This is a genomic window from Bacteroides sp. Marseille-P3684, from assembly GCF_900291465.1.
Taxonomy (GTDB): Bacteria; Bacteroidota; Bacteroidia; order Bacteroidales; family Bacteroidaceae; genus Phocaeicola_A.
The window spans coordinates 3,009,814-3,024,119 of the sequence record NZ_LT985808.1 but is presented as its reverse complement, the minus strand read 5'-3'; the positions used below and the strand labels follow the sequence as shown (position 1 = coordinate 3,024,119).

The following is a 14,306-nucleotide window of genomic DNA, read 5'->3' as shown; positions in this document are numbered from 1 at the left end:
CATGAGAACAAGAATAACACTTATTATCTGCCTGTGCCTGTTTGCAGTCGGCAGGGCAAGCGCACAGTGGGCGGTGATAGACCCGTCCAACATCGCGCAGAGCATCGTGAACACCTCGAAGAACGTGGTACACACTTCCACGACCGCCCAGAATATGATAAAAAATTTTCAAGAGACCGTGAAGATTTACGAACAGGGCAAGAAGTATTACGACGCACTCAAATCCGTGAACAATCTGGTAAAGGACGCCCGGAAGGTGCAGCAGACCATTCTGATGGTGGGTGACATCACCGACACCTATGTGACCAGTTTCCAGAAGATGATGCGTGACGACAACTTCACGGTGGAGGAACTGGGAGCCATCGCCTTTGGCTACACCAAGTTATTGGAGGAATCCAACGATGTGCTGACGGAACTGAAGAATGTGGTGAATATCACCACGCTCTCCATGACGGACAAGGAGCGCATGGACGTGGTGGAACGCTGCTACTCCAAAATGAAGCGTTACCGCAACCTCGTGAGCTACTACACCAACAAGAACATTAGCGTGAGTTACCTGCGTGCGAAGAAGAAAAACGACCTTGACCGCATCATGGGGCTGTACGGGAACATGAACGAAAGATATTGGTAGCCTATGAATTTCGACAACCTTCACCAAATTCTGCGCTCGCTCTACGAACAGATGATGCCGCTATGCGGGGACATGGCGGGCGTGGCGAAAGGCATCGCCGGGCTGGGCGCACTCTTTTATGTGGCCTACCGGGTATGGCAGTCGCTGGCGAGAGCCGAACCGATAGACGTGTTCCCTATGCTCCGCCCGTTCGCTATCGGTCTGTGCATCATGTTCTTTCCGACGGTGGTACTGGGTACGATAAACAGCATCATGTCGCCCGTCGTGCAGGGTACGGCAAAGATGCTGGAGGCGGAAACGCTGGACATGAACCGATACCGTGAGCAGAAGGACAAACTGGAGTACGAAGCGATGATGCGCAATCCCGAAACCGCCTACCTCGTGTCAAATGAGGAGTTTGACAAACAACTGGAAGAACTGGGCTGGTCGCCCGGCGACATGGTGACGATGGCGGGGATGTACATCGAGCGCGGGATGTACAACATGAAGAAGGGCATCCGCGACTTCTTCCGCGAGATACTGGAACTGATGTTCCAAGCCGCCGCCCTCGTGATAGACACCATCCGCACGTTCTTCCTCGTGGTGCTGGCGATACTCGGTCCGATAGCCTTCGCCATATCGGTGTGGGACGGCTTCCAAAGCACGCTTACACAGTGGATATGCCGCTACATACAGGTCTATCTGTGGCTGCCCGTGTCGGATATGTTCAGCACCATACTGGCGAAGATACAAGTGCTGATGCTGCAAAGCGACATCGAACGGATGCAGGCTGACCCGAACTTCTCGCTGGATTCGAGCGACGGGGTGTACATCGTCTTCATGATAATCGGCATCATTGGTTACTTCACCATCCCCACGGTAGCAGGCTGGATTATCCAAGCCGGAGGCATGGGAAGCTACGGTCGCAACGTGAACCAGACGGCAGGACGAGCCGGAAGTATGGCGGGCAGCGTGGCGGGCGCAGCCGCAGGAAACGTGGTCGGACGTGTCGGGAAGCTGCTGAAATAATCAACTGACAATTAAAAACGAATAAACAACAATGGAATTTAAGTCACTTAAAAACATCGAATCATCGTTCAGGCAGATACGCCTGTTCGGTATCGTCTTCCTCTCGTTGTGTGCCGTAATAACGGTATGGAGCGTGTGGAGTTCCTACCGCTTCGCGGAGCGGCAACGGGAAAAGATTTACGTGCTGGACAACGGCAAGTCGCTGATGCTGGCTCTCTCGCAAGACTTGTCGCAGAACCGTCCGGCAGAAGCGAGGGAACACGTGCGCCGTTTCCACGAGCTGTTCTTCACGCTCTCACCCGAAAAGAGCGCGATAGAGCATAACGTGAAACGCGCCCTGCTATTAGCGGACAAAAGCGTGTACAACTACTATTCGGACTTTGCCGAGAAGGGGTACTACAACCGCATCATCGCCGGGAACATCAATCAGGTGTTGAAGGTGGACAGCGTGGTGTGCGATTTCAACGGCTATCCCTACCGTGCCGTGACCTACGCCACGCAGAAGATCATCCGGCAGAGCAACGTCACCGAGCGCAGCCTCGTGACTACGTGCCGCCTCTTGAACTCGTCCCGTTCGGACGACAATCCCAACGGTTTCACCATCGAGGGATTCACCATCATCGAGAACAAGGATTTACAAACCATCAAAAGGTAAACGGACATGAAGAAAATCAAAAAATCATTTTGGCGTGCGTACTGGAAGCTCCACGACAAAAAGAAAATGCTGGTGGCAAGGCTCAAAGGCTATCTGGACGGTTTGCCCCCGAAGACACGCAGGCGCATCGTGCTGGCGATGCTCGCCGCCTTTGCGGTGCTTGCCCTCTACACCTTCGGCAAAGCCGTCTATGAAATCGGCAGGAATGACGGCAGCCGGATGGTAACAGACCATGCCGGACAGGTGGAACTGTCCATAAAGCCGGACAACAATCATAATGTAATACCTTATTTATATGGAACAGACGAAGAATGAACCTAAAAACGAGAACAAGGCGGCTCCCGACAACGGGAAACCGAAGAAGGAGCGCAAGCCGCTGACCGAAGCCCAAAGGCTGAAACGTCAGAAAATGATAGTGCTGCCCGCTATAGTGCTGGTATTCATCGGTGCTATGTGGCTGATATTCGCCCCGTCTTCCGACAAGGAGCAGCAACCGGGAACGGGTGGTTACAACATCGAAATGCCCGACGCTGACAAGGCGAACCGCCAGATCATCGGCGACAAGGCGAAAGCCTACGAACAGGGAGCAATGGAGGAACGGCAGGAGAACCGCAGCCGCGCCATGCAGGAACTGGGCGATATGTTCGACCGCGAGGTGGCGGAAACGGACGGCGGCAGGGACTTCGACCTTGCTAATCCCGGAAATGCGGAAGATGCAACAGCAAAATCATCCGCTCCGAAAACCATCCAATCCTCCGCAGCTGCCTACCGCGACCTCAATACCACGCTCGGCAACTTCTATGAGCAGCCGAAGAACGACAACGCGGAAATGGACGAACTGTTAGAGCGTATCGCCTCGCTGGAATCGGAACTGGAAACCGAGAAAGGCAAGGCATCCGCTATGGATGACCAAGTGGCACTCATGGAGAAGTCCTATGAACTGGCGGCGAAGTACATGGGCGGGCAGAACGGCACACAGCCACCTGTCGGACAGGCGGCAGAGCCTTACCCCGTGCAGAAAGCCGGAAAGAACACGGCTGCACCTGTCAGGCAGGTAACGCATCAGGTGGTATCTTCGCTCTCACAGCCGATGAGCAACGCTGAGTTTGTCGCCTCCTTCTCGCAGGAGCGCAACCGCAGTTTCAATACGGCGGTGGGTGTCACGACTGTATCGGACAGGAACACCATATCGGCGTGTGTCTATGGGGCGCAGAGTGTGACTGACGGGCAGGCGGTAAGATTACGGCTGCTGGAGCCGATGGCAGTGGCGGACAAAATCATACCCCGCAATGCAGTGGTGGTAGGCACGGCAAAGATTCAGGGCGAACGACTCGATATTGAAATTACTTCGCTGGAGTACGCAGGTACGATTATCCCGGTAGAACTGGCGGTGTATGACACGGACGGACAGCCCGGCATCTTCATTCCAAACTCGATGGAGATGAACGCCGTCAGGGAGGTTGCCGCCAACATGGGCGGCTCGCTGGGCAGCAGCATTAATATCTCCACCAACGCAGGGGCGCAGCTCGCCTCCGACTTGGGCAAGGGGCTGATACAAGGCACGAGCCAGTATATCGCCAAGAAGATGCGTACCGTCAAGGTGCATCTGAAATCCGGATACAAGGTCATGCTATATCAGGACAGAGATTGAAAACAATAACAATCAACGACTAAAAAAACAACAACCAAATTTTTATTTACCACTAAAATCCAAAGTAGAATGAAAAAAGTAATCATCATGTTTGCCCTCGCTATGGGCATCATAACTGCCAACGCGCAGGAGAACGTAACCGTTGGAGAGAACAACGGAAGTGAACCGACGAACGAAGCGAGAGCAGAGACAAGCTCGCTTGACTATGCCTCGCAAGGAGGAGGAAGGCAAAGCCAACAACCGACCTTGACAAAGGAGGTCTATCCGCAGAAGGAGGCGGACGGCGATCTGTATCACGGGCTGACAAAGAAGCTGACCTTCGACCGCATGGTTCCCCCGCACGGATTGGAAGTGACCTACGACAAGACCGTCCACGTCATTTTCCCCTCGGAGGTGCGCTACGTCGATTTAGGCTCGCCCGACCTGATTGCGGGTAAAGCCGACGGAGCGGAGAACGTCATCCGCGTGAAAGCTACCGTGCGTAACTTCCCGAACGAAACCAATATGTCGGTAATCACGGAGGACGGGAGTTTCTATACTTTTAACGTGAAGTACGCCTCCGAACCGCTGCTTCTCAACGTGGAGATGTGCGACTTCATCCATGACGGCGAGAAGGTGAACCGCCCGAACAACGCGCAGGAAATCTACCTGAAGGAACTGGGCAGCGAAAGCCCGATGCTGGTGCGCCTTATCATGAAGTCCATCCACAAGCAGAACAAGCGTGAGGTGAAGCACATCGGCTGCAAGCGATTCGGCATCCAGTACCTGCTGAAAGGTATCTACACGCATAATGGGTTACTCTATTTCCACACGGAGATAAAGAACCAGAGCAACGTGCCTTTCGATGTGGACTACATCACATGGAAAATCGTGGACAAGAAGGTGGCGAAGCGTACCGCCGTGCAGGAGCAGATTATCCTGCCGCTCCGTGCGCAGAATTACGCCACACTCGTGCCGGGCAAGAAGAGCGAGCGCACGGTATTCACGATGGCGAAGTTCACCATTCCCGACGACAAATGCCTCGTGGTGGAACTCAACGAGAAGAACGGGGGGCGTCACCAGTCTTTCGTGATTGAAAACGAGGACTTGGTACGTGCCAATACCATCAACGAACTTCAAGTGCGCTGACCATGAGAAAGTACATCGCAATAATCATCGTGTCGCTTGCCCTGTTCACGGGGCAGGCGCACGCCCAGCGATGCCTGCCGAAGATGCAGGGCATCGAATTGAGAGCTAACCTTGTGGACGGTATGCGTTTAAGTGGCAACAATGGCGGTTACAGTTTCGGGGCGGCTCTCTCCACCTACACGAAGAACGGTAACAAGTGGGTGTTCGGTGGCGAATACCTCTTGAAGAACAACCCGTACAAGGATACCGCCATACCTGTGGCGCAGTTCACGGCGGAGGGCGGTTATTATTTCAAGATACTCTCCGACGCCCGTAAAATAGTGTTCGTCTATGCGGGGGCTTCGGCTCTCGCCGGATATGAGTCGGTGAATTGGGGCGAGAAAGTGCTGCATGACGGCTCCACGCTCCATGACCGGGACGCCTTCATCTACGGCGGTGCGCTGACGCTCGATGTGGAGTTTTACGTGGCTGACCGTATCGCCCTGCTCGCCAACCTCCGGGAGCGCCTGCTGTGGGGTGGCGACACACGGAAGTTCCATACGCAGTTCGGGGCGGGCGTCAAGATAATCATCAACTGACACGTCGCATGGAACGGACGGACATTGAGAATATGAGGCAGATACCCATTGCGGACTTTCTCGCACGGCTGGGACATGAGCCTGTCCGAAGGAGCGGAAACGAGCTGTGGTATCGTGCGCCATACCGCAGTGAACGCACGCCCTCCTTCCGTGTGAACGTGGCGAAACAGCTCTGGTACGACTTCGGCTTGGGCAAGGGCGGCGACATCTTCACGCTTGTCGGGGAGTTTACCCGAAGCGGGGATTTCATGGCGCAGGCGAGATTCATAGCGGAAACCGCCCGTATGCCGCTTGCCGCAGCAGAAAAGCCGTTGTACCTGCCGGAACCGTCCGAACCTGCCTTTGAGGGAGTGGAAGCCGTCCCGCTGCTCCGCTCTCCGCTGACGGAGTATTTGAAGGAAAGAGGCATCCCTTATGCCGTTGCATCCCGCCACTGCTGCCGCCTGAACTACGGCGTGCGTGGTAAGCGGTACTTTGCCGTCGGCTTTCCGAACGTGTCGGGCGGCTATGAAACCCGAAGCCGCCGTTTCAAGGGTTGCGTACCACCAAAGGACGTGTCGCTGGTCAAGGCGGGGGACATCCCGGCGGACGTGTGCAGCGTGTTCGAGGGCTTTATGGACTTCCTGTCCGCCGTCACGCTCGGTTTGGCAACGGGTGACTGCCTTGTGCTGAACTCCGTCGCCAACGTGGAAAAGGCTTTGAAACATCTGGACGGGTACGAGCGCATCGACTGTTACCTCGACCGAGACGAAGCCGGACGCAGGGCAATGGAAGCCCTGCGGACACGCTACGGAGGAAAGGTGACAGACCGTTCCGGCATCTATCAAGGCTGCAAGGACTTGAACGAGTACCTGCAACAAGTATCAAGAAAACAACAAAAGAACAACAATCTAAAAATCAAAGAATAATGAACATACTGAACAACAAGAACAAGAGAACATCAATCTTCAAGGCGTTGGCACTCTGCCTGTTCGCCGCAGTGTCATTCACATTCGTATCGTGCGACGACGATATGGACATCCAGCAATCCTATCCCTTCACGGTGGAAACCATGCCCGTGCCGAACAAGGTCACAAAGGGGCAGACGGTGGAAATCCGCTGTGAGCTGAAGAAAACGGGCGATTTCGCCAATACCCTCTATACCATCCGGTATTTCCAGTTCGAGGGTGAGGGCACACTGAAAATGGACAACGGCATCACTTTCCTGCCCAATGACCGCTACCTGCTCGAAAACGAGAAGTTCCGGCTGTACTACACGGCGCAAGGTGACGAGGCGCACAACTTCATCGTGGTAGTGGAGGACAATTTCGGCAACTCCTATGAGTTGGAATTTGACTTCAACAACCGAAACGTGAAGGATGACGGGGTTATCACTGTTGTCCCCATCGGGAACTTCAAGCCCTTTACACGATGATGCGTGTATTCATGGCTATCCTCTGTTCGCTTCTGGCGGTCTGTTCCGTGTCCGCACGGAACAGACGCCATGAGGGAACGGACGGGCAGGCGGCTATCTACCGGCTGCCACCATTTGAGAGGGCGGTGCGATGCACGAAGTATTTTGAGGGCTGGCATTCGGAAAAACATCACCCGTATGTAGGATATGGACATCGGTTGCAGCCGGGGGAAAGGTATTCGGCACGCACCATGACGAAGCGGCAGGCGGACGCGCTTCTGCGAAAAGACCTGCGGAAGTTCTGCGCGATGTTCCAGCAGTTCGGGAAGGATTCGCTTCTGCTTGCCACGCTCGCCTACAATGTCGGTCCGTACCGTCTTTTGGGGAGTGGGAAGATACCCAAAAGCACGCTAATCCGAAAGCTGGAGGCGGGTGACAGGAACATCTACCGGGAGTATATCGCTTTCTGTAACTATAAGGGGAAACGCCACGCCATGCTGCTCAAACGAAGGAAGGCTGAGTTTGCGCTGCTGTATGTACCATAAAGAATAAGTGTCTGACGAAAGAAACTCCGATGAAGCCGCCAACTTCATCGGAGTTTCAGTTTTCATACATTCGGGATTGTCCCTTTGCCTGCAACCTCACCGTCCCTGCAATGCTCTATGATACCGGGTGAAAATCCCATGCTGCCGATTGCGATATGCCGGATATAGTCTGTATATTCCTGACCTTGAAAATTCCTGCCCGTAAGGTTCTTGAAAACCATCTTTATGCTTATGCCGTCGTTGCTGTACAAGATGGTTTTTCCGTTCTGTCTGATTGTTTCCATGATTAAAACTTGTTTTTGTGAATACTATCGTAGATTGGTACAAAGGTTTCTTTGCCTACTTTCTTATCCGCCATCATGCTCATGAAAGAAAGTAGGCGGCTTTTGCCGCCCACCCCTCAAAAGCGGGTGTAAAGTCCCGTTACCATCGTGAACATTTCCTCCAGCATATCGCAATATATCCCCTCGTGCGTTTCAATGTCCTTCGTCCTGCTCTCGAATGTCTTTTTGCTGAACGTCTTGCGGTAGAAACGCATATTGTATAGGTCTGCCCCTCCGTCATAGATGATGTCAAGGCGGTTGGCACTGGTCTTGTTCCTCGCAAGGCTCATGCGCAAGCCGTTGCCCATGTCTGTGAAGTCTTTGCTTCCCGTCATGGCGGCAAAGCGTCTGCCGCCAATCTGCTCTAAAATTGTCTTTGCTATCATATCCGTTGTCTTTTAGGTTTATGGTTCGGGCGGTGCGGACACCGCCCCAATGTTCAAAATTCTGTTTTCTCGGTTATGGGTGTGCATTTTTCCAGCCACTCTTTCAGACATTCCATGCTATACTCGCTCGTGATGACTGCCGTATGGCTGTCAATGGCAGTGAAACGGCTGCTTTCATAGCTGTCTATCCACCCCTTTAGGGTATCAACTCCCCACGCTTCGGCATCGTCAAAGATGCCGTCCAATGCCGTAATGGGTTCGCTGAATTTGACTATCAGCGTTTGGTAGCCTGCTTCGTTCATCGCTTCTCCTCCTTCCTTTCCTTTGCCGTTAGCCACTTGTCCCGTGCGGCTCGACATTCGTCTAATGTGGGTTTGACACAAGAGAAAAGTTCCCCGTCCGTGTGGCGGTAGTCGTATTGCACAAGGGTGCGTTTGCGTCTGTCGATACCCGTTTGGAATTTCTCGTAGTTCTCCGTTCCTGCCGATTGGCAGGTGCTTACTCCGTTAATTGTCATTTTGTTGCCATAGTCGTTGTTATTTAGATGATTAGAAATGTACAGACAGCACTCTGTGTTGCATCACCATTTCGGGGTCGCTCGTGTAGCGTTGGTGCAGGTAGAAATGATGAGAGCCGAAGCCGTAAAGGAAGAACTTGTCAAGTTCGTGTTTCTCGGCAAAGTCCTTGACGCTCGCCCTTAATTGCTCCTCACTCTGACAAAGAGTGAGGAGGTTCATAAATTCAAGGAACATCGTGGGGATTTTATCATCCCATAGGAAAACCATGCTTTCAAATCTTACTTCCATAATGTTAGTTGTTAGATGTCGATATTATGCCGCTTTCATCCGCTGGCGGATAAGGTTGGCGTTCTTGTTCACAAGGGCGATGATGCGGTCGTGGTATTCGGAGTTCTCGTTGCATACGCCACGACACTGCACCACCTCAAAAGTTTTTAGTGACACCTCTATCGTTTCAATTCGTTTTCCGTCAATGGTGGCGGATAGGATAAGGGAGTCTTTTCGTTTGTGGTAACCGCCCACACAATGGTGCATCGTCCTTCCTTCCTCTGCCATTTCTTCCACGCTCTCTATGACTTTGACGCAAATAAGGCTGTCGGTAAAGGCAAGTCCGAAGAATATGCCCTTAGCTTTCAGATATTGTTTCTCGTCCTCAATCGCTTTCCTGCGTTGCTGTTCAGTCCGCTCATGTTTCCTTTGCAGGTTGCGCTTTGCCACCAACTTGTCGTGTTCAACTTTGAGGTCGGCAGGGCAAACGTATTTCGGGCTGTTTGTGTCCTTGCCGAAATGACGCAGGAGGTCTATGGTGTCACGCCACATTGAGCCGTCCTCAATAGTATAGCCGTTGCGGATACATATCTTGATTGAAGCCCAATACTCTCCAATATTGAAAGAGTGGTACAGATAGTAGCGCAACATGGGATATTGCCCTGCCTTCAACAGCGTTTCCGCACGGCTGTCCGACAATAATGCCGGTATTAGTTTGGTGGGTACAATGTCGTGGAAATTGCCGTTAAAGCCGTTTCTGCGGAGCGTCGGCAACACCTTATATCTTGGATATATCGGGGAATATGAGATATGGCGGTACGCTTCATTGTCATTGCGGATAGCAAAAGGAGAAGCGAATGAGAACGTGTCGATGTAGCATCCCAATGTGCGTGGAATGGCAACAACAGCCTTACGCCCTTGTTCATTCCACCAATACTGCCCGATTTCAAGGGCATAGGACTTGGCATTAACCCCTTTCTCCATACCCACGACAAGCAAGAACATTCGTAGCACTTGGTATTCTCCGCTTGTGGTAAGGGTTGTGAAATACTGCTTTTGTCTTACCTTGCGCTGATAGGTGAGGCAGACTTTCAAACTTGCTCCACATTCGGGACACGTACAATGCTCGGTCTGCTCCGTCATTACCCAACTATGACCGCAATCCATACAAGTGGTACGACCTTTCGGCAAGCGGTGTGCATAATGCTCCACGCAATTACGGAATGCCCAATTTATCTGTATCGGGGTTATCGGGCGTAGTTTCTTGCTTTGGGCAAGAACTGCTTTTTCAAATTTGTTTCTCGGTTTCATAAGCCAAAATCAAATAATGAGGGTTGAACTTGGGTTTCTGTTTTCGCCTTTGTCGGCTTGGTGCGGTTCTGCAACTTGCGGAGTTCCTCGTCTTGGTATCTGCGGACTGCCTGCTGACGTGCTTCTGCTTTTTCCTCTGCCGTGAGTTCCACAATGTGGTTCACCGCCACTTGGCATTGGATAGGCTTGCCCACCTCAATCTCGTTCTCGTCATAGTAGTGTACTGCTTGTCCGTATATCTCTCCGTCCGTGAAGCCGTTACAACCGCTTTTCTGCACATAGTTCAGAATGTAGGTTACGCAATCGTCAATGTTCTTGGCTGGATTGCGGTAGTTCTTCGCAAAGAGCGTGTCTTCCTCCGCACGTTGTTCCAAATACATCTGTATCGTTCTCTTGAAATGGTCTGTTCCTTTCATATCGCTGTCGTTTTTATGAGTTGTCAAATAGTATGTTTCAAAATCTCCCTCCAATAAATCGGCTCAACCTCGCTCAATAGGAAGTCTATAAAGTCCTTCCGTGCGTCCTTGTTCAGTTCGTGGTAGAGTCCACGGAACACGGACATATTGCCGTTGAGGTATGTTTCCACCATGTACTCGAAGATGTTGCCCACCTCGTAGTATCTGCATTGTTGCTCCACTGTCTTGCTTCTTCTCTTTGCCATGTCGGTAGGGATTAAAGGGTGAATAACCAAAGAATGAAGCCGAAGAACAGGATAACGGAAAGAATAGCCACGATTACCCCTATTGCCACTCGGAACACTCCGTTTATTATCTCTCTGACGATGTACCAAAGGATGCCGGACACCCAAAAGGCGGTGCGCATGATTAGGGTGCATATCGCAAGCCCTATGTATTGCGCCATTTGTCTGAAATTTACCGTTGCTGTCATAGCCGTATCATTTGTTAAGTTCCACGATGCTGTCTATCCTGCCGTATAGGAAACTGCGGAGTGCGGTCTTGTCGGTAGCCTTGTATTCCGCCCAATGTCCATACTGCTTTACAATGTAGGTTCGGAGAATGTCGGAAAAGTCAAACATCCAACCTTGCAAGGGTACTGCGCTCTTGAAATAGGTGTTGCTGTTCACGTTGCGTGTAAGCCAATCCTTTTCCTCTCGGCTCAATTTCTCACCATTGTTCAGTTTGGTGCGAAGTCCGTACACCTTGCTGCCTTGCAGGTTCTCCAAACTTGGTACTTCCCATGCCACGAATTTTGTTGCTATTGCCGTTCTCATATCCGTTTTGTTTTTGATTTTTTGTTTTTTAATGCGGATTCAAGAGCTGAGGGAGTTGAGTTTCAAACTATCTTATCTGCTTCTCGTTTATCCGACATTTTTTTTAATGCGTCTTTCTGTCGCATCGGTCGTTTTCGTTTCGGGTGCTTAAAAAGGTAGGGATTAGGGAATGCAAGGTTTTTCGGAAAAATACTACCCGAAAGGCTGGAGATTTTTCCAGAAAACAGGAGGCTTGACCTTGCTTTCCCGTACAATCCCGGAGTTACCTTTGCACCCAGCACGAAAATGACTGCCTGATGCGGCTCACTGAAAGGCGCGAAAATGGAGGTAAACGGAAGTGGAGGCAGATTAGACAGGAAAACTTCAAAAGAGAAATCCGTGAAAAAGACATCCCCAACAGAAAAGAACATAGCCGGTAGCGTGAAACCGAGCAAACCATCGGCAAGGAAGTATGTTTTTATCTGTTTGGCCAAACGTGTTTGGTCGGATGGATAAAATCATTCTTCCCGGTTTGTCTGCCGTGAGTGACGGCTTGTTCCATTTATGGAATGTGCGGTCATACACGGCTTTCCGCTTCCGGCTCAAAAGGACAACGAAAAAAGAAAAATCGTCAAAACCCCGTAAAAGCACCTCTTTGGCATAAGCACAAAAGAAAGGGGCCTTGTCTCATCAGTCTAAACTATTGTTTAGGCGTGAGGCAAAGCCCTTTTCTCCGCTTATGCGGCAGTCGGCACACGTTCGTTCAAAATCTTTTTGGGCGATGGTGTGCTGACGGATAAAATCGCTTTTACGGAAAAACTTGTGTGAGAAGAAAAAATCAGGAGATTCATTTCTAAATCTCCCGTTTTATTGTTACTTTTGCATACGAAGAGTTCTTTGAAGGTTACGCAACGCACAGAAGAATAATGCAGTAGATAACTAACTAATTCGTAACCTATTACTATTATGAGCGATTACCCAATGCTCATTTCCAATAAATTACACTCTTTTCGTAACTTCCATTTACAAACGTACGAAAAAAAGCCGGGCACCCTTTCGGAACCGCCTTCTTTTTACAGAATGTTTCACATTTGCCGCGTCCCGACGGTGCCTGTGAAGGATGCAAGCGGGGGATAGACCTCGTCAAGGTACGGCATGGACGTCATACAAGCAGGGGATAGACGGACCAAAGTATAATACTTAGCCTGCCTAAGTATTATACTTAGACCCCCTAAGTATTATACTTTGGTCTGTACAGGCCGGGGTTTTACTGCGCTCTTCCCCGGGAGGGACGATGCTTCCCGTCGGCAGGTAGGAAGAAAAGGGCAGGGCGGTTGTTGAGTTCTGCAAAAGAATTGTTGTACTTTTGCCGCAAAAGTAAAGAAGAAAGACCATGAGAGTAGGAATCCTTTCAGACACCCATGCCCATTGGGATGAGCGTTACCTCAAGTATTTTGACGATTGCGATGAGATCTGGCATGCCGGTGACATCGGTTCGCTGGAGCTGGCAGAGCGGTTGGCAGCCTTTCGTCCGTTGCGTGCGGTCTATGGCAATATCGACGGACAGGACCTGCGTCTGCGTTACCCGTTGGTCAACCGTTTCACGGTGGAGGGGGTGGACGTGCTGATGAAGCACATCGGCGGCTATCCCGGCAAGTACGACCCGTCCATCCGCGGCACCTTGCTGGTGCATCCGCCCAAGCTCTTCATCAGCGGACATTCCCATATCCTGAAGGTCAAGTATGACAAGACGCTCGGTCTGTTGCACATCAATCCCGGTGCAGCGGGCATCTACGGTTTCCACAAGGTGCGTACGCTGGTGCGTCTGACTCTGGAGGCGGGAACGTTCAAGGACATGGAGGTCGTGGAACTGGCGGAAGAGGGGAGAAAGTGATAATTAATAATCATCGCCCCAAGGCCACGAAGCGATATGACTCCGTGGCTTTGGGGCGATGATAGGTTAGAGGTCCTGTCGGACCTTATTTCAATTGCAGTTTCTCGTCAATGAATGCCTTGATGTATTCCGTCGTGCGGTCAAGACCGAAGACGGAGGAGTTGATGCAGAGGTGGTACGTGGCGGCAGCTCCCCAAGTCTTGTTGCTGTAGTAGTTGTAGTAGCTGGAGCGCTTCTTGTCAGCCTTCTCCAGGTAGATTTCCGCATCCTCTGCGCTGATGTTCGGGTTGGTTTCGCGGAGGCGGCAGATGCGGTCCTTCATGTCGGCGGTCACGAAGATGTTCACGCAGCGCGGATGGTCGCGCAGGATGTAGTCGGCGCACCGTCCGATGAAGATGCAGGATTCCTCGTTTGCCAGCTTGCGGATGACATCGCTCTGGATTTTGAACAAGGCATCGTTGCTCAGGTAGTTGTCATAGGCAGCCCCGTCACTGATAAACGGGATGCGCAGTCCGCCCATGAGCGAGGAGATGAACCCCTTGTTGCTCTCGTCCGCTTTCTCAAAGAACTTCTGGCAGATGCCGCTCTCTTCGGCTGCCAGCGTAATCAGCTTCTTGTCATAGACGTGGATGTTGTAAATCTTGGCGAGGCGTTCGCCGATAGCTTTGCCTCCACTGCCCAATTCCCGTCCTATGTTTATGATAAACTTCTCGTTCATAGCATTTAGATTTTAAATGTTTCCACAAAGCTACGTAAAAAATGAGTAGCTTGTAGAGCGGAAACGTAAAAAAAACGGCAAGACTTCCTG

At 51.5% G+C, this 14,306-nt stretch carries 23 protein-coding genes; 11 read left to right on the top strand and 12 right to left on the bottom strand.

The features are described 5' to 3' along the window. The first annotated feature begins 1 nt into the window (after window position 1). The 10 genes from C8275_RS11950 to C8275_RS11905 all read left to right on the top strand — a co-directional run bounded on the left by C8275_RS11950 (window position 2) and on the right by C8275_RS11905 (window position 7,589). A complete protein-coding gene (locus C8275_RS11950; RefSeq protein WP_004308927.1) occupies window positions 2–631 on the top strand; it encodes a DUF4141 domain-containing protein in 630 nt (209 codons plus the stop codon). 3 nt (window positions 632–634) lie between these two features. After that, on the top strand, window positions 635–1,639 hold the full coding sequence (gene traJ, locus C8275_RS11945; RefSeq protein ID WP_004308926.1) for a conjugative transposon protein TraJ: 1,005 nt from the start codon (window positions 635–637) through the stop codon (window positions 1,637–1,639). A 31-nt stretch (window positions 1,640–1,670) separates the two neighbouring features. Continuing rightward, on the top strand, window positions 1,671–2,294 hold the full coding sequence (gene traK / locus C8275_RS11940) for a conjugative transposon protein TraK (protein WP_004308925.1): 624 nt from the start codon (window positions 1,671–1,673) through the stop codon (window positions 2,292–2,294). Between the two features lie 6 nt (window positions 2,295–2,300). Then, window positions 2,301–2,609: a TraL conjugative transposon family protein gene (locus tag C8275_RS11935; RefSeq protein WP_004308924.1), complete on the top strand. Its 309-nt coding sequence runs from the start codon at window positions 2,301–2,303 to the stop codon at window positions 2,607–2,609. Then, a complete protein-coding gene (gene traM, locus C8275_RS11930; protein WP_032595739.1) occupies window positions 2,590–3,945 on the top strand; it encodes a conjugative transposon protein TraM in 1,356 nt (451 codons plus the stop codon). The genes C8275_RS11935 and traM overlap by 20 nt, the downstream gene beginning before the upstream one ends. Before the next feature lie 69 nt (window positions 3,946–4,014). Then, the gene (gene traN / locus C8275_RS11925) at window positions 4,015–5,073 is read left to right on the top strand and encodes a conjugative transposon protein TraN (RefSeq protein ID WP_032588475.1); all 1,059 of its coding nucleotides are present in this window, start codon (window positions 4,015–4,017) and stop codon (window positions 5,071–5,073) included. Between the two features lie 2 nt (window positions 5,074–5,075). Then, window positions 5,076–5,651 carry a conjugal transfer protein TraO gene (locus C8275_RS11920; protein ID WP_032588474.1) on the top strand — a complete coding sequence of 192 codons (576 nt, stop codon included), beginning with the start codon at window positions 5,076–5,078 and terminating at the stop codon, window positions 5,649–5,651. 8 nt (window positions 5,652–5,659) lie between these two features. Then, window positions 5,660–6,559: a toprim domain-containing protein gene (locus tag C8275_RS11915; RefSeq protein ID WP_004310298.1), complete on the top strand. Its 900-nt coding sequence runs from the start codon at window positions 5,660–5,662 to the stop codon at window positions 6,557–6,559. Further along, window positions 6,559–7,065 (top strand): DUF3872 domain-containing protein, encoded by a 507-nt coding sequence (locus C8275_RS11910; protein ID WP_032595742.1) that lies wholly within the window; start codon window positions 6,559–6,561, stop codon window positions 7,063–7,065. The genes C8275_RS11915 and C8275_RS11910 overlap by 1 nt, the downstream gene beginning before the upstream one ends. Continuing rightward, complete coding sequence (locus C8275_RS11905) at window positions 7,062–7,589, top strand: glycoside hydrolase family protein (protein ID WP_005827312.1); 528 nt, start codon at window positions 7,062–7,064, stop codon at window positions 7,587–7,589. The genes C8275_RS11910 and C8275_RS11905 overlap by 4 nt, the downstream gene beginning before the upstream one ends. 62 nt (window positions 7,590–7,651) lie before the next feature. Here the strand turns inward: C8275_RS11905 and C8275_RS11900 are convergent, their stop codons facing one another. The 11 genes from C8275_RS11900 to C8275_RS14725 form a co-directional block, all read right to left on the bottom strand. Then, window positions 7,652–7,873: a hypothetical protein gene (locus C8275_RS11900; RefSeq protein ID WP_004310300.1), complete on the bottom strand. Its 222-nt coding sequence runs from the start codon at window positions 7,871–7,873 to the stop codon at window positions 7,652–7,654. A 116-nt stretch (window positions 7,874–7,989) separates the two neighbouring features. Continuing rightward, the gene (locus tag C8275_RS11895; RefSeq protein ID WP_004310301.1) at window positions 7,990–8,298 is read right to left on the bottom strand and encodes a hypothetical protein; all 309 of its coding nucleotides are present in this window, start codon (window positions 8,296–8,298) and stop codon (window positions 7,990–7,992) included. A gap of 53 nt (window positions 8,299–8,351) precedes the next feature. Then, complete coding sequence (locus tag C8275_RS11890) at window positions 8,352–8,657, bottom strand: hypothetical protein (RefSeq protein WP_004310302.1); 306 nt, start codon at window positions 8,655–8,657, stop codon at window positions 8,352–8,354. Beyond that, window positions 8,597–8,815 (bottom strand): DUF3873 domain-containing protein, encoded by a 219-nt coding sequence (locus tag C8275_RS11885; RefSeq protein ID WP_008770680.1) that lies wholly within the window; start codon window positions 8,813–8,815, stop codon window positions 8,597–8,599. Before C8275_RS11885 ends, C8275_RS11890 begins: the two co-directional genes overlap by 61 nt. Before the next feature lie 31 nt (window positions 8,816–8,846). Continuing rightward, entirely contained in the window at window positions 8,847–9,104 is a 258-nt protein-coding gene (locus tag C8275_RS11880; RefSeq protein ID WP_005827305.1) for a hypothetical protein, read from the bottom strand. A gap of 24 nt (window positions 9,105–9,128) precedes the next feature. Continuing rightward, complete coding sequence (locus C8275_RS11875; protein ID WP_004310303.1) at window positions 9,129–10,394, bottom strand: PcfJ domain-containing protein; 1,266 nt, start codon at window positions 10,392–10,394, stop codon at window positions 9,129–9,131. Then, the gene (locus tag C8275_RS11870; protein WP_004310304.1) at window positions 10,391–10,810 is read right to left on the bottom strand and encodes a PcfK-like family protein; all 420 of its coding nucleotides are present in this window, start codon (window positions 10,808–10,810) and stop codon (window positions 10,391–10,393) included. Before C8275_RS11870 ends, C8275_RS11875 begins: the two co-directional genes overlap by 4 nt. A gap of 23 nt (window positions 10,811–10,833) precedes the next feature. Then, window positions 10,834–11,055, bottom strand: coding sequence for a hypothetical protein (locus C8275_RS11865; protein ID WP_008019901.1), 222 nt, complete (start codon window positions 11,053–11,055; stop codon window positions 10,834–10,836). Window positions 11,056–11,066: 11 nt separating this feature from the next. Further along, entirely contained in the window at window positions 11,067–11,282 is a 216-nt protein-coding gene (locus tag C8275_RS11860) for a hypothetical protein (RefSeq protein ID WP_005643957.1), read from the bottom strand. Between the two features lie 7 nt (window positions 11,283–11,289). Then, window positions 11,290–11,625, bottom strand: coding sequence for a hypothetical protein (locus C8275_RS11855; protein WP_004310306.1), 336 nt, complete (start codon window positions 11,623–11,625; stop codon window positions 11,290–11,292). A 62-nt stretch (window positions 11,626–11,687) separates the two neighbouring features. Further along, on the bottom strand, window positions 11,688–12,098 hold the full coding sequence (locus C8275_RS14725) for a hypothetical protein (RefSeq protein WP_032588465.1): 411 nt from the start codon (window positions 12,096–12,098) through the stop codon (window positions 11,688–11,690). Window positions 12,099–12,997: 899 nt separating this feature from the next. Here C8275_RS14725 and C8275_RS11835 point away from each other — a divergent pair. Beyond that, a complete protein-coding gene (locus tag C8275_RS11835; RefSeq protein ID WP_022385541.1) occupies window positions 12,998–13,498 on the top strand; it encodes a metallophosphoesterase in 501 nt (166 codons plus the stop codon). Window positions 13,499–13,583: 85 nt separating this feature from the next. Here the strand turns inward: C8275_RS11835 and C8275_RS11830 are convergent, their stop codons facing one another. Next, on the bottom strand, window positions 13,584–14,216 hold the full coding sequence (locus tag C8275_RS11830; protein ID WP_022385540.1) for an AAA family ATPase: 633 nt from the start codon (window positions 14,214–14,216) through the stop codon (window positions 13,584–13,586). Window positions 14,217–14,306: the final 90 nt, after the last annotated feature.

What these genes read in the sequence shown, in the direction of transcription:
- C8275_RS11950 (WP_004308927.1), top strand. Translation starts at nt 2, where the DNA reads ATGAGAACAAGAATAACACTTATTATCTGCCTGTGCCTGTTTGCAGTC.
- traJ (WP_004308926.1), top strand. Translation starts at nt 635, where the DNA reads ATGAATTTCGACAACCTTCACCAAATTCTGCGCTCGCTCTACGAACAG.
- traK (WP_004308925.1), top strand. Translation starts at nt 1,671, where the DNA reads ATGGAATTTAAGTCACTTAAAAACATCGAATCATCGTTCAGGCAGATA.
- C8275_RS11935 (WP_004308924.1), top strand. Translation starts at nt 2,301, where the DNA reads ATGAAGAAAATCAAAAAATCATTTTGGCGTGCGTACTGGAAGCTCCAC.
- traM (WP_032595739.1), top strand. Translation starts at nt 2,590, where the DNA reads ATGGAACAGACGAAGAATGAACCTAAAAACGAGAACAAGGCGGCTCCC.
- traN (WP_032588475.1), top strand. Translation starts at nt 4,015, where the DNA reads ATGAAAAAAGTAATCATCATGTTTGCCCTCGCTATGGGCATCATAACT.
- C8275_RS11920 (WP_032588474.1), top strand. Translation starts at nt 5,076, where the DNA reads ATGAGAAAGTACATCGCAATAATCATCGTGTCGCTTGCCCTGTTCACG.
- C8275_RS11915 (WP_004310298.1), top strand. Translation starts at nt 5,660, where the DNA reads ATGGAACGGACGGACATTGAGAATATGAGGCAGATACCCATTGCGGAC.
- C8275_RS11910 (WP_032595742.1), top strand. Translation starts at nt 6,559, where the DNA reads ATGAACATACTGAACAACAAGAACAAGAGAACATCAATCTTCAAGGCG.
- C8275_RS11905 (WP_005827312.1), top strand. Translation starts at nt 7,062, where the DNA reads ATGATGCGTGTATTCATGGCTATCCTCTGTTCGCTTCTGGCGGTCTGT.
- C8275_RS11900 (WP_004310300.1), bottom strand. Translation starts at nt 7,873, where the DNA reads ATGGAAACAATCAGACAGAACGGAAAAACCATCTTGTACAGCAACGAC.
- C8275_RS11895 (WP_004310301.1), bottom strand. Translation starts at nt 8,298, where the DNA reads ATGATAGCAAAGACAATTTTAGAGCAGATTGGCGGCAGACGCTTTGCC.
- C8275_RS11890 (WP_004310302.1), bottom strand. Translation starts at nt 8,657, where the DNA reads ATGTCGAGCCGCACGGGACAAGTGGCTAACGGCAAAGGAAAGGAAGGA.
- C8275_RS11885 (WP_008770680.1), bottom strand. Translation starts at nt 8,815, where the DNA reads ATGACAATTAACGGAGTAAGCACCTGCCAATCGGCAGGAACGGAGAAC.
- C8275_RS11880 (WP_005827305.1), bottom strand. Translation starts at nt 9,104, where the DNA reads ATGGAAGTAAGATTTGAAAGCATGGTTTTCCTATGGGATGATAAAATC.
- C8275_RS11875 (WP_004310303.1), bottom strand. Translation starts at nt 10,394, where the DNA reads ATGAAACCGAGAAACAAATTTGAAAAAGCAGTTCTTGCCCAAAGCAAG.
- C8275_RS11870 (WP_004310304.1), bottom strand. Translation starts at nt 10,810, where the DNA reads ATGAAAGGAACAGACCATTTCAAGAGAACGATACAGATGTATTTGGAA.
- C8275_RS11865 (WP_008019901.1), bottom strand. Translation starts at nt 11,055, where the DNA reads ATGGCAAAGAGAAGAAGCAAGACAGTGGAGCAACAATGCAGATACTAC.
- C8275_RS11860 (WP_005643957.1), bottom strand. Translation starts at nt 11,282, where the DNA reads ATGACAGCAACGGTAAATTTCAGACAAATGGCGCAATACATAGGGCTT.
- C8275_RS11855 (WP_004310306.1), bottom strand. Translation starts at nt 11,625, where the DNA reads ATGAGAACGGCAATAGCAACAAAATTCGTGGCATGGGAAGTACCAAGT.
- C8275_RS11835 (WP_022385541.1), top strand. Translation starts at nt 12,998, where the DNA reads ATGAGAGTAGGAATCCTTTCAGACACCCATGCCCATTGGGATGAGCGT.
- C8275_RS11830 (WP_022385540.1), bottom strand. Translation starts at nt 14,216, where the DNA reads ATGAACGAGAAGTTTATCATAAACATAGGACGGGAATTGGGCAGTGGA.